General features: G+C 67.4%; 12 protein-coding genes. 6 read left to right on the top strand and 6 right to left on the bottom strand.

Going from position 1 to position 12704, the window contains the following annotated elements; genetic code table 11:
- Window positions 1-4 precede the first annotated feature (4 nt).
- Both QRN34_RS16890 and QRN34_RS16885 read right to left on the bottom strand, forming a co-directional pair.
- Complete coding sequence (locus tag QRN34_RS16890; protein ID WP_285406285.1) at window positions 5-1033, bottom strand: metallophosphoesterase; 1029 nt, start codon at window positions 1031-1033, stop codon at window positions 5-7.
- A 128-nt stretch (window positions 1034-1161) separates the two neighbouring features.
- Window positions 1162-1965, bottom strand: a complete 804-nt coding sequence (locus QRN34_RS16885; RefSeq protein WP_285406283.1) for an inositol monophosphatase family protein — start codon at window positions 1963-1965, stop codon at window positions 1162-1164.
- A 134-nt stretch (window positions 1966-2099) separates the two neighbouring features.
- Between QRN34_RS16885 and QRN34_RS16880 the strand changes: the two genes are divergently transcribed.
- Window positions 2100-2876, top strand: a complete 777-nt coding sequence (locus QRN34_RS16880) for an RNA methyltransferase (protein WP_285406281.1) — start codon at window positions 2100-2102, stop codon at window positions 2874-2876.
- Between the two features lie 15 nt (window positions 2877-2891).
- Here QRN34_RS16880 and QRN34_RS16875 read toward each other — a convergent pair whose 3' ends face one another.
- Window positions 2892-3500, bottom strand: a complete 609-nt coding sequence (locus tag QRN34_RS16875) for an exopolysaccharide biosynthesis protein (protein WP_285406279.1) — start codon at window positions 3498-3500, stop codon at window positions 2892-2894.
- A gap of 59 nt (window positions 3501-3559) precedes the next feature.
- Complete coding sequence (locus QRN34_RS16870) at window positions 3560-4882, bottom strand: hemolysin family protein (RefSeq protein WP_285406277.1); 1323 nt, start codon at window positions 4880-4882, stop codon at window positions 3560-3562.
- Between the two features lie 112 nt (window positions 4883-4994).
- Here QRN34_RS16870 and QRN34_RS16865 point away from each other — a divergent pair, with 112 nt between their 5' ends.
- Both QRN34_RS16865 and QRN34_RS16860 read left to right on the top strand, forming a co-directional pair.
- Window positions 4995-5624: a pit accessory protein gene (locus QRN34_RS16865; RefSeq protein ID WP_285406276.1), complete on the top strand. Its 630-nt coding sequence runs from the start codon at window positions 4995-4997 to the stop codon at window positions 5622-5624.
- A gap of 13 nt (window positions 5625-5637) precedes the next feature.
- Window positions 5638-6762 carry an inorganic phosphate transporter gene (locus QRN34_RS16860; protein ID WP_036140050.1) on the top strand — a complete coding sequence of 375 codons (1125 nt, stop codon included), beginning with the start codon at window positions 5638-5640 and terminating at the stop codon, window positions 6760-6762.
- Between the two features lie 905 nt (window positions 6763-7667).
- Here QRN34_RS16860 and QRN34_RS16855 read toward each other — a convergent pair.
- Window positions 7668-8072, bottom strand: coding sequence for a hypothetical protein (locus QRN34_RS16855; RefSeq protein WP_285406275.1), 405 nt, complete (start codon window positions 8070-8072; stop codon window positions 7668-7670).
- 75 nt (window positions 8073-8147) lie between these two features.
- Here QRN34_RS16855 and QRN34_RS16850 point away from each other — a divergent pair, with 75 nt between their 5' ends.
- A complete protein-coding gene (locus tag QRN34_RS16850) occupies window positions 8148-8510 on the top strand; it encodes an MGMT family protein (protein WP_285406274.1) in 363 nt (120 codons plus the stop codon).
- 6 nt (window positions 8511-8516) lie between these two features.
- On the opposite strand, the gene QRN34_RS16845 is transcribed toward QRN34_RS16850, so the two are convergent.
- Window positions 8517-8816, bottom strand: coding sequence for a hypothetical protein (locus QRN34_RS16845; RefSeq protein WP_285406271.1), 300 nt, complete (start codon window positions 8814-8816; stop codon window positions 8517-8519).
- Window positions 8817-8994: 178 nt separating this feature from the next.
- On the opposite strand from QRN34_RS16845, the gene recQ reads away from it, so the two are divergent.
- Together recQ and ybaL are read left to right on the top strand one after the other, a co-directional pair.
- Complete coding sequence (recQ, locus tag QRN34_RS16840; protein ID WP_285406268.1) at window positions 8995-10812, top strand: DNA helicase RecQ; 1818 nt, start codon at window positions 8995-8997, stop codon at window positions 10810-10812.
- A 224-nt stretch (window positions 10813-11036) separates the two neighbouring features.
- Window positions 11037-12698 carry a YbaL family putative K(+) efflux transporter gene (gene ybaL, locus QRN34_RS16835; RefSeq protein WP_285406266.1) on the top strand — a complete coding sequence of 554 codons (1662 nt, stop codon included), beginning with the start codon at window positions 11037-11039 and terminating at the stop codon, window positions 12696-12698.
- Window positions 12699-12704 lie beyond the last annotated feature (6 nt).

Genomic DNA, 12704 nt, shown 5'->3' with positions numbered 1-12704 from the left:
GGTGTCAGACGGTGCCGACGTCGACGGTAGCGATGAGTTCGCGTCCTTCCGGATCGTTGTTGCGCACGGCGAAGACGCGCAGCACCCTGGCCACGGTGTCGTGCTCCACGATGAGATAGGTGCGCTGGCTGGCGGATCCACTCAGGAAGACCGGCACGCCGTTGATGCTTCCATATCGGCCCAACCGGAAATGCAGGTGGCCCGCGAAGACCGCGGCGACGTGGCCGGCGGCCAGTGCCTCGCCGAAACCTTCCGAGTAGCCATCCGCGGAATGCACATGCGCTATGGCGAAATCGTACGCCCGGTCGGCCGGCGTGCCGTACCTGGGCACGCTGAGATGGGTGTACAGCACGTTCTTCAGCCAGGGTAGCGACGACCCGATGTCGAAGCGTGACGGACGGATACCCTCGGTGGACGCGAAGGAGACCTCGTAGGTCGGGTAGTTGTTCAGCTGCACCTGGAGCACTCGCTCCCACCCCGGCGTGTTGACGGCGTAGGCGAGGCTGCCCTCATAGCGATTGCCGGGAAACCCGGGTTGGACGCTGAAATCGAATGAGACCTTGTCGGGCTTTGCCATGACGTGCTGCACGATCCCCAGCACGCTGTCGCGCGCGCAGCCGTTGTTGTAGCAGCCCGATCCATCCTCCTGAAAAATGTTGTTCTGGTAGTCGTGGTTACCCAGTCCCAGATAGACGTTGTCGCCCAGGATGCCCAGCAGTTCATCCATGACCGCGCGTTGCCAGCCGTGCCCATAGGCGGTGAGGTCGCCATTGATGAAGACGGGGATGGTCTGGTCGGGCCGCCTGGCGCGGTACGCGGCGATGCTGCGGTATTGCTCCTCGATCAGTTGCCGGGAGCGGATCTTGCGCACCTCATCGGTTTCGCCCGGCGTGTCCGTCCAGGGGTACTGGGGATCCGAGGTGACGATCATGGTCTCGACCGTCGCATGCGCGGAGGGCCCATGAAGCAAGGCGGTCAGGCCCGCTGCGAACGCGAACGCGAACCGGGTGCATGATAAGGGAATAGGGAACATGCTGAACTCCTTGTCGGTAGAGGCTTGCGAACGTCCGGTTCGCGACGACAAGGTACGCTGCCGAAGACGCCATGGTCTGTCAGGCAACGAGAAGCTGCGGCGAGGGATTACCCTCGCCGCGTGTCGGATTATTCCCCGAGCAGGCGCGCCGTAGCGTTCGCCTTGATGACGTCGGTCATCGCGGCGGCCACCTTGTGGTTACCGGCGATGATGTTGCCGCTCTCGGGCAGGCCTTCGCGGCCGGCGAAGTCGCCGTAGACGCCACCGGCTTCGCGGACCAGCAGCGCGCCCGCGGCGATATCCCATACGTTGAGGCCCGGTTCGAAGAAACCGTCCATGCGACCGGCGGCCACGTAGGCCAGGTCGAGCGCGGCGGAGCCCATGCGGCGGATGTCCTCGGCTTCCTTGAGCAAGGCCGAGGTCATGGCCAGCTGCGGCTCGAGGTGGTTACGCGCGCGGTAGGGATAACCCGTGGCGAGCAGGGCGCCGGCGATGCCTTCGCGCTTGCCGACCCGGATGCGGCGGTCGTTGAGGTAGGCGCCATCGCCCTTGCTGGCGGTGAACAGTTCATCGCGCAGGGGATCGAACACCACGCCGTAGACCGGCTCGCCCTTTTCAACCAGCGCGATGGACACGCAGAAGTGGGGGATGCCGCGCAGGTAATTGTGGGTGCCGTCCAGGGGATCGATGACCCACACCAGCGGGCCCTTGCCGATCTGCCCGGATTCCTCACCGAGGATGGCGTGGGTGGGGTAGGCGCGGCGCAGTTCCTTGATGATTTCGGCTTCGGCGAGGCGATCCACCTCGGAGGCGAAATCCATCCGCTGCTTTTCGACGACCGCAAGGCCTTCGAGGCGATTCATGTAGCGCAGGATGATGTTTCCTGCGGAGCGCGCGGCACGCGACGCGACGTTGACGGCGGGTCTTGGCATGGATATCGACTTGGTAAAAGAACAGGGGAGGGCGGTCGGGCCGCCTCGGTCGACGAGTCTAACACCCGCATGCCCCATGCCCAAGTCATTGCCGTTGTAGACTTTCCGGCCCTCGTCCAGCCTGCCCGTCGCCCATGGCCCTTTCCGAACTCCACGACCGCCTTCGCTTCGTCCTGGTCCGCACCTCGCACTCGGGCAACATCGGCTCAGCTGCGCGCGCCATGCGGACCATGGGCTTCGACCGGCTCACGCTGGTGGCGCCGCATCGCTTTCCCGATCCCGAAGCCACCGCCCTGGCCGCCGGTGCCGACGACGTGCTCGGGCAGGCGGCCATCCACGACGACCTGGTGGCGGGCCTGGCCGGTGCCACGTTTTCGCTGGGGCTGTCGGCACGCCGCCGAGGCGTCAACCTGCCCGAACTCGACCCCCGCGAAGGCGCCGCCCAGGCGATCGCCGCAGCACGGCGCGGCGAGCAGGTCGCCCTGGTCTTCGGCAACGAGCGCACCGGCCTGGAGAACGACGAGTTGGCGCGCTGCCATGCCATGGTACGCATTCCCAGCGTCGACGATTTCAGCTCGCTGAACCTCTCGCAGGCGGTGCAGGTGGTGGCCTATGAACTGCGCACGGCGCTGCTGGCGGATGAGTCGCCCGTTGTCGTGCCGCCGAGCCTCGATGCGGATGCGGCCCCGGCCGATGCCGAACAGCTCGAGCGCTTCTTCACGCACCTGGGCGAGATGCTCGACGACATCGAGTTCCACAAGGGACGCTCGCCCACCACGATCATGCTCAAGCTGCGCAAGCTGTTCCTGCGTGCTCGGCCGGAGCTGCGTGAGCTGCGCATCCTGCATGGCATCCTCGCCGATGCACAGCGCATGGCCTCGCTGGCGCATGGCAAGGATGGCGCCGGCTGAAACGAACGGCGCCGGCTAGAACAGGTCGCGCGCGAAACCCAGCAACGCGCGGCTGAAGCTGGCCGACGCCACGACGATCGCCAGCGTGCTCGTCCACACCGCTACCAGCAGCGCTCCGTCGCGCTCCACCAGCGCGAAGGCGAACGCGATCAGCATGCCGCCGAAGACATAGTTGGTGAACGGGATCGGCAGGGCCAGCAGGATCCCGATCAGGATCATCACGGCACCGGACACGAAGGTAAAGGGGCGTCGGGTCAGCCGCTGCAGTCGCGGCTGGCACAGCTTCTCCAGGCGGCGGGTCACCGGTTCGATGCGGTCGAGGAATCGCAGCAGGCCAGCACGGGAGAGCGTACGCCGACGCAGGAAGCCCGGCACCCAGGGGTGTTCCAGGCCAATCAGCATCTCCAGCCCCAGGGCCACCACCAGCACCCCCATGATGCCGCCGATGCCCAGCGGCACCGGAATGAAATTGGGGATGGCCAACAGGAGCAGCAGGAAGCCGAAGGCACGCCGCTTCAGCGGCTCGAGCAGTCCCTCCACGGTGATCCGTTCGCCCGGTGCGGCGTGAAGGGCTGCGCGGAGCAGAGCGGCGGTCTTTTCTTCGCGGGGCTCGGTAGGGGTCATGCCCCGACTGTCGCGGGCGGGGCTTGAACCCGTGCTTTACGTGGGCCGGTGATCCGGCCTCACTCCGCGCCGTGGGACGGTTCGTTGCCCGCCGGACCGACCAGCAGCTTGTCGATGCGGGCGCCGTCCATGTCCATCACCTCGAAGCGGTTGCCCCGCCAGACGAAGAACTCGCCCGCACGGGGGATGTGGCCGAACTGGGCCGTCATCATGCCGGCCACGGTGCGGAAATCGTGGTCTTCCTCGTTGGGGAGCTGGTCGATCTGCAGCAGCTCGCGCAGGTCGTCCGCCGGCAGGCTGCCGTCGATCAGCCAGCTGCCGTCGTCGCGTCGCACGATGGGGCCCTCGCGCTCGTCGTCGTCCGCGGCGGGGGCGGTGGCGCCGATCACGGCGGTCAGCAGGTCGTTGAGCGTCACCAGGCCCTCGATGTCGCCGTACTCGTCCACGGCCAGGGCCAGCTGCGTATCCGCGTCGCGAAACGCCTCCAGCAGGTCGAGCGCCCGTGCGGTGGACGGCACGAAAAGCGGTTTGACCACGCGCGCGAACAGGTCGAACTCACCCCGCTCGAAGCCGGCCACCAGCGATTTCACCTCGACGGTGCCGATTACCTCGCGCTCGTCGCCGCGGTAGACCGGATAGCGGGAAAACTGCGATTCGCGCAGCACCTCGAGGTTGTCTTCCCGCGAGGCCGCCACGTCCAGCCAGGCGATCCGCATCCGCGGGGTCATCACCGAACCCACGGCGCGATCGCCCAGCCGCAGCACGCGGTTGACCATGTTGCGCTCGTCGCTGTCGAGGATGCCCTGTTCGGCGCTTTCGGCAACCAGCAGCCGGATCTCTTCTTCGGTGGCCGCCGACGAGGTGCCGGCCCGGTTCAGCCGCAGCAGGTGCAGGATGCCGCTGGACAGGTGGTTGAGCAGCCAGACCATGGGCAGGGTGATCCGCGAGATCACCAGCATTGGCACGGCGATCTGGCAGGCGATGCGTTCCGGGGCGGTCAGCGCGGCGCGCTTGGGCACCAGCTCGCCGATCACAATTTGCACTAGCGACATGTAGACGAAGCCGGTCAGCCAGCCGGCGACGCGTGCGTACGGCTCGAGCCAGGCCGGGCCGCCCCCGTGCAGCAGCTGGGCGAAGTGCTCGCCCAGCCGGTCGCCCGCGATGGCGCCGGTCACCAGGATGATGAGGGTCATGCCCACCTGCACCGTGGACAGGAAGCGCTCCGGGGACTCGGCCAGCTGCAGCGCCACCCGGGCGCGACGGCTGTCGCGCGACATGGCCTTCAGCCGGCTCTTCCGCGAGGCGACCACCGACATCTCCGACAAGGCGAAGAAGGCGTTACCCAGGGAGAGCACGAGGACGAGCAGGAGTTCGGTGAGCATCGGTGGCTTATATAGCAGACCTGCACGCTTACGGTCGTGGACGATAGAGGCATACCCCGCGCCGCTCCGGTAACATTAGCGTCACATTTCCCCCGTTCCCCCAGGCGACGCCATGTTTTCTCTCCAGACGATCTTCGGCAAGGGCGACAAGTTCTACGGTCTGCTCGAGGCCAGCGCGGAAGCCGCTCGCGAAAGCGCCCGGGCCATGCACGAGCTGGTCACCAAGACCGACCGCACCCCGGTGATGGCCGCCTTCAGCACGGCGCGCGCCCGCGAGAAGGCCCTGCACGGGCAGATCGGCGAGGAACTGGTCAACACCTTCGTCACCGCGCTGGACCGTGAAGACATCGAGGCGCTGAATTCGGCGCTCTACAAGATACCCAAGACCATCGAGAAGTTCGCCGAGCGCTACGTGATCGTCGCCGAACGCCTCGGCGGCATCGACTTCGGCCAGCGAGCGGTGCTGCTGGAGCGCTCCGCCGAGGTGGTGGTGCAGATGATCGGCCAGCTGCGCCACGGCCTGAAGATCGACCCGGTAAAGAAGCTGCGCGACCAGCTCCAGGCCCTGGAGTCGGAAGCCGACCGCCTGCTGCTCGACCCCTACCGCACCCTTTACGCCGAGGGCTCCGATCCGCTCAAGGCCATCCTTGCCAAGGATCTGTTCGAGCTGGTGGAGAAGGCGGTCGACAAGTGCCGTGACGTCGGCAACGTCGTCTATTCCATCGTGCTCAAGAACTCCTGACGGCGGCCGCCCCATGAGCATGGTTATCGCGGTCGTCCTGATCGCCCTGGCGTTCACGTATATCAACGGTTTCCACGATACGGCGAACTCCATCGCCACCGTGGTGGCCACCAAGGTGCTGACCCCGGGCCAGGCGGTGCTGCTGGCCGCCGTCACCAACCTCGCGGGCGCGCTGTGGGGCACCGCCGTGGCTGCGACCATCGCGTCCGGACTGGTCGACACGGGGGTGGTCGACGTCGGCTCGCACCTGCTGATCAGCGCGCTGCTGGGCGCCACCATCTGGAACCTCATCACCTGGTGGCTGGGCCTGCCGTCCAGCTCCAGCCATGCGCTGGTGGGTGGCCTGTGCGGCGCTGCGCTGGCCGCGTCCGACGGCAACCTGCACGCGATCATCTGGTGGCAGGGTGGCGCGCACTGGTGGCTGGGCAAGGGCGTGGTGCCCAAGGTGATCGTGCCGATGATCGTCTCGCCGTTCCTGGGTTTCGTCATCGGCTTCCTGCTGATGGGCGCGCTGTACGCCTTGCTGGGCTTCTTCTCCCGGCAGAAGGGTCGCCTGCACCGCTTCGGTCGCACGCCGTTCGTCAACAGCTTCTTCGGCAAGGCGCAGATCCTCTCCGCCAGCGCCATGGGTCTGTCGCACGGCATGAACGACGCGCAGAAGAGCATGGGTATCATCGCCCTGGCGCTGGCGGGTGCCACCGCCGCCGGCCAGTTCGACCACCTGCCCACCGTGTTGCATTTCCTGCGCATCCCGCACGACCCCGCGGCAGCGGGTGGCTTTCCGATCCCGGTCTGGGTGAAGGTGGTCTGCGCGCTGACCATGGCCGGCGGTACCGCGGGCGGCGGCTGGCGGATCATCAAGACGCTGGGCCACAAGATGGTGAAGCTGCACCCGATCAACGGGTTTGCGGCGGAAGGCAGCTCGGCGGCCGTGATCCTCACCGCTTCGATGCTAGGCGTGCCGGTGTCCACGACCCACAACGTTTCCGCGTCGATCATGGGCGTCGGTGCCGCCAAGCGGTTCAACGCCATTCGCTGGTCGGTGGTGGAGCGCATGGTCTGGGCATGGATTCTGACCCTGCCGATTACTGCGGTGCTGGGGTATGTGCTGGTGAAGTTGGGGCGGCTGTTTTACTGATTTTTCCGAATAGGCTTTTTCGCTGTTAGGGCTCGCCTTCGGCATCGCGATTAGCCTTGGAGCCTTGGGCGTTGGAGCAAGAGCCGGCGGGTAGCCCCCTCGGTGCCACGCCTGCGGCGACCCGCTAGGGAAGGGCCGCTCCGCGGCCGTTTGTCTATTCCCCTACGGGGCGGGTCGGGCTTCGCCCGGGGATTTTTGATTCGCCATCCATGGCTCAGCAAAAATGGCCGGCCGTCCTGGCCGGCCCCGCTACGCGGCCTTGTCCGTTCGAATCCCTCGCCTGCGGCTACCGGCACCGAGGGGGCTACCCGCCGGCTCTTCCCGAAACTGAGGTGGCGTGTTGGGCGAGCAGCGAGTGGCGGTGAACGATGTAGTGGTCAGGGTATGGCGTCACCGCGTTGTTGGCGTTTCGCCCACATCGTGGGCTCCTACGCTAGGGGTAGGGCAGGTTGTGGAACGCGTGATCCGCGGGCTGGGTAGGAGCGCACGCGTGTGCGCGAACCCTCAACACCACCCAAGGCGGCTGATGCCGTGCGCATCAGGCAAGCGAGCGTTCCCAACAACGAAGCGAAACCTGGCTCTTAGCTTTTCCCACACGCAACCTCAGTCCGTGAAAGAGCCGGCGGGTGCCACCCTCGTGGCCGGTAGCCGCAGGCGAGGGCTTCGAACGGACAAGGCCCGCAGGGGGCCGGCCAGGACGGCCGGCCATTTTTGCTGAGCCATGGATGGCGAATCAAAAATCCCCGTTCGAAGCCCGACCCGCCCCGTAGGGGAATAGACATACGGCCGCGGAGCGGCCTTTCCTTGACGGGTCGCCGCAGGCGTGGCCGCGAGGGTGGCACCCGCCGGCTCTTGCTCCACGGCCTAAAGCTCCCGCTCCACCGCCTTAGGCTCTCGCTCCACGCTTAAAGCGCGTCAGCTTCCCCATTGACCAACTGCTCCAACTGGTCCCCCGTCGTGCCCAGTTCTTCAACGATGCGCGCCAGTTCCCGTTCGTCCAGGTAGTCGTAGGGCCGGTTCTCGCACAGGTGCAGGTAGGGCGAGCCGTCGAGGTCGGCCTCGGCGAGGTAGCCGGTGCGCTGTTCCCAGTTGAAGCGCAGGCAGCGACGTGCATCCACACCGGACAACGGGCCGATCGGGGTGGACAGGCGCAGGAAACGCTGGCCGTCGGCGTCTTCGAGCTCGGCCAGGTAGATGCCCTGGTGACGGCCGTCCGGCAGTTCCAGGTCGAAGCTGATGAGGTAGGGCTCGTTGTGGCGCAGCTTGTGGATGCCGCCGACGTGGGAGCGAACTGCTTCGAAGTGCCGCATGGTTACCTTGTCGATCTGTCCTCGGGGATACCGATGGTACGCTCAACCTCCCCGGGGAACATGCACGAAACGACCATGACCGATGAACGGGACGACCACGCGGCACGCACCCTTCGGGCGGCACGGATCATCGCGGCGGTCGCGGCCATTCCACGCGGGCGGGTGGCCAGTTACGGCGCGATCGCGGCCCGTGCCGGCTACCCGGGCAGGGCGCGGATGATCGGCCGCGTGCTGGGCGAGGCGCCCGACCGGGTCACGCTGCCCTGGCACCGGGTGCTGCGCGCCGATGGCCGCATCGGCATTCCGCCGGGCACGCGCGGCTTCCGTGAGCAATGTCGCCTGCTGAAGGCCGAGGGCGTCACCGTGAAGAACGGGCGGGTGCCGATGAGTGCCTTCGGCCTGGACCATGACCTGGACCGGGCCCTCTGGGGTGGCTGAATCGTCTCAGCGGTAGGTGGTGTCGACCACCTTCCAGTGCGCGGCGGGATCGCGCCGCAGGGCGTGGTCGAGCAAGGCGGCGTGGATATCGGCAAGCGCCTGCGGGTCGTCGAGTACATGGACCGTCGCCGCCAGCGGGTGACCCGGCGGACAATCGGAGCGGTGGTCCCGCATCAGGCAGGTGGCCTCGGTGACCGCACCGGTGAAGGCGATGCGCCCGCCGTCGGCACGGGCGCCAGGCGTGAAGGCCAGCAGGCAAACGGCCAGGGCGGCCGGCAAGGCACGGGCGGCAATCGGATGGTTCATGGGGCGCTCCTCGTGGAGACACAGGGCCGGGGTGTGTCGCGGGGCCACCGGCCTGGTGTCATTAGCTGCCCGTCCGCGTGCCGGGACTATCACCTTCCTCCTGTAACGGCGTGGGCCTACCTCAGCTTTAGCTGCCACCAACGGCCGATCGGGCGCGTCCGTTTGTTAGCATGTGCGGATGCAGTCCCAGGCCCTCGATCTCCTCAGTACCGTTTTCGGTTATCCCGGATTCCGCGGCCAGCAACAGGCCATCGTCGAGGAGGTCGCCGGCGGCGGCGACGCCCTCGTGCTCATGCCCACGGGTGGCGGCAAGTCGCTGTGCTTCCAGATTCCCGCCCTCATGCGCCCGGGCACGGGCATCGTGGTGTCCCCCCTGATCGCGCTGATGCAGGATCAGGTCGACGCGCTCACCGAGGCGGGTGTCCGTGCCCGCTACCTCAATTCCAGCCTCGACGCTGCCACCCAGCGCGAGGTGGAAGACCTGCTGCTCGCCGGCGAGCTGGACATGCTCTACGTCGCGCCGGAGCGCCTGATCACGGGGCGCTTCCTCGGCCTGCTCGATCGCATCCCCATTGCCCTGTTCGCCATCGACGAGGCGCACTGTGTATCGCAGTGGGGGCACGACTTCCGTCCCGAATACCGCGAACTGGCCATCCTGCACGAGCGTTTCCCCGAGGTGCCGCGCATCGCGCTCACCGCAACGGCGGACGAGCGCACCCGCGAGGAAATCGTCGACCGCCTGGGCCTGCACGAAGCCCGCCGCTTCGTGTCCAGCTTCGACCGCCCCAACATCCGCTACCGCGTGGCACCGCGCCAGAACGCGCGCCGCCAGCTGCTCGACTTCCTCGACGCGCATCGGGGCGAGGCCGGTGTCATCTATTGCCTCAGCCGACGCAAGGTGGACGAGACCGCGGCGTGGCTGGCCGAAGCCGGCGTGGACGCGCTGCCCTACCACGCGGGCCTGGATGGCGATGTCCGCATGCGCCACCAGCAACGCTTCCTGCGGGAGGACGGCATCGTCATGGTCGCCACGGTGGCTTTCGGCATGGGCATCGACAAGCCCGACGTGCGCTTCGTCGCCCATCTCGACCTGCCGCGCAGCATGGAGGGCTACTACCAGGAAACCGGGCGCGCGGGCCGCGACGGCCTGCCGGCGGAAGCCTGGATGATCTACGGCCTGGGCGACGTCGTCACCATGAGCCAGATGATCTCCCAGTCCGACTCCGGCGACGACCGCAAGCGCATCGAGCGACTCAAGCTCGATTCGCTGCTGGGCTACGCCGAAGCCACGCGCTGTCGTCGCCAGTTGTTGCTCGAGGCCTTCGCCGAGGTCTACCCGGAGCCCTGCGGCAACTGCGACAACTGCCTGGTGCCGCCGAAGACCTGGGACGCCACCACGGCGGCGCAGAAGGCGATGTCCTGCATCTATCGCAGTGGCCAGCGTTACGGGGCGGGGCACCTCATCGAGATCCTGCGCGGTGAGGCCGGCGAGCGCGTGCGCGACCTGGGCCATGACAAGCTCAGCGTCTTCGGCATCGGCGCCGACATGGACGCCACGCAATGGCGGTCGGTTTTCCGCCAGTTGCTGGCGGCCGGCCTGGTCGAGGCCGACCCGGAAGGCTTCGGCACCCTGCGCCTGTCCAAGGAGAGCGGCCCGGTGCTGCGCAGCGAGCGCCGGGTGTGGCTTCGCGAGGATGCCCGGCCGGCGAAGGGCCGGCGCTCCGGTTCGCGGCCGTCGCCTGCCGTGGCCGGGGGCTCGCTGGGTATCGAGGAGATCGAGATGCCCTTGTGGAACGAGCTGCGCCGCGTCCGCGCGGAACTGGCCAAGGCGCACGGCGTGCCGGCCTACGTCATCTTCCACGACGCCACGCTGCTGGCCATGCTGCGCGCGCTTCCGGAAAACGAAGACGAACTGGGCTCGATCAGTGGCGTGGGCGAGAACAAGCTCAAGCGTTACGGCAAGGATTTCCTGGCCGTGCTGAACGCGCCCGCCTGACCTTCCCGCCCGGTACATCCGACATCGTCATGCACTTGAGGTTATGCTCAAGTGTGCGCCACGACTGAAAAAAATCCTGTGCGATCGCTTGCGTGCCACCCTCGGCATCCCCAACTCTAGGGGGATTGCCCGACATCGCTACGTTCGCCAGTTCGACGTGACCAGACGAGGGTGCATGCCGTGATCCACGAGATCACGGCCAACGACGACTCAGGGAGCCGCCCATGCACGACGCCACGCCACTCATCGCCACCATCGTCGGTGGCCTTGTCCTCGCCTTCCTCTTCGGCGCCGTTGCGCACCGGTTGCGCCTGCCCGTGCTGGCGGGCTACCTGCTGGCCGGCGTCGTCGCCGGGCCATTCACGCCGGGGTATGTCGCCGATGCGGGTATTGCGCAGGAGCTGGCCGACCTGGGCGTGATCCTGCTGATGTTCGGCGTGGGCCTGCACTTTTCCCTGAAGGACCTGCTGGCGGTCAAGGCGATCTCCATTCCCGGCGCCGCGGTGCAGATGGGCGTGGCCACCGGCCTGGGCATGTTGCTGGGCTGGGGTCTGGGCTGGCCGGTGGCGCAAGGCTTCGTCTTCGGCCTCGCGTTGTCCGTGGCCAGCACGGTGGTGCTGTTGCGGGCCATGGAGGAGCGCCGCCTGCTGGATACCGACCGGGGCCGCATCGCCGTGGGCTGGCTGATCGTCGAAGACCTGGCCATGGTGCTGGCCCTGGTGCTGCTGCCGGCCATCGGCGGCTTCCTGGGCTCGGAGCAGGGCGACAACCCGCCCAGCATGGCCGCCCTGGCCGAGACGGTGGCCTGGACCATCGGCAAGGTGGTGGTGTTCGTGGCGATCATGCTGATCGTCGGCAAGCGTGTGATCCCCTGGACGCTGCAGGCCGTGTCCAGCACGGGCTCGCGCGAACTGTTCCGCCTGGCGGTGCTGGCCATCGCGCTGGGTGTGGCGTTCGGCGCGGCGCACCTGTTCGACGTGTCGTTCGAACTGGGGGCTTTCTTCGCCGGCATGATGATGGGCGAATCCAAGCTGTCGCAGCAGGCCGCAGAAGAAACCCTGCCCTTGCGCGACGCCTTCGCGGTGCTGTTCTTCGTCTCCATCGGCATGCTGTTCAATCCGCACATCCTGGTCGAGCATCCGTGGATCGTGCTGGCGGCCTGCCTGATCATCATCGTCGGCAAGTCCGTGGCGGCGTTCGGTATCGTGCTGGCGTTCGGCCGTCCGCCGAAAACCGCCCTGACCATCGCCACCAGCCTGGCCCAGATCGGCGAGTTCTCGTTCATCCTCGCCGGCCTGGGCGTGTCGCTCAAGCTGCTCAGCGAAGAGGCTCGCGATATCCTGCTGGCCGCGGCCATCGTGTCGATCCTGATCAACCCGTTGCTGTTCGGCGCGCTGGATCGCTGGATCGCCCGCCAGGACAACGATGCCCCGGACGAGCACGCCGATCCCGCCCTTGCCGGGCACACCGTCCTGGTCGGCTTCGGTCGGGTGGGGCGTCGTGTGTTCTCCGAATTGCAGGCCACCGGGGCACGCACGCTGGTCATCGAGACCGACGAAGACGCGGTGCGCGAGTTGCGCGAGCAGCACGGTGCGGAAATCCTCATCGGCAACGCGGCCGCGGCGCCCGTGCTGGCCGAGGCTAACCTCGCCGGCGCGCGCGCCCTCATCGTCGCCGTGTCCGATCCGTTCGAAGGCGGCCAGATCGTGCGCGCCGCACGTGCGCTGCGCGCCGATCTGCCGATCGTGGCGCGCGCGCATTCGCAAGAATGTGTGGCCCACCTCGACGGACTGGGCGCGACGCAGGTGATCTACGGCGAACAGGAAGTCGCGCGCAGCATGTTTACCGCGGCGGCACCGCCGCCGCCGGCCTCGTCGGGGCACTGATACGGC

This window comes from Luteibacter sp. ME-Dv--P-043b (assembly GCF_030209605.1).
Classification (GTDB): domain Bacteria; phylum Pseudomonadota; class Gammaproteobacteria; order Xanthomonadales; family Rhodanobacteraceae; genus Luteibacter.
This window is presented reverse-complemented; position numbering and strand designations above follow the sequence as displayed.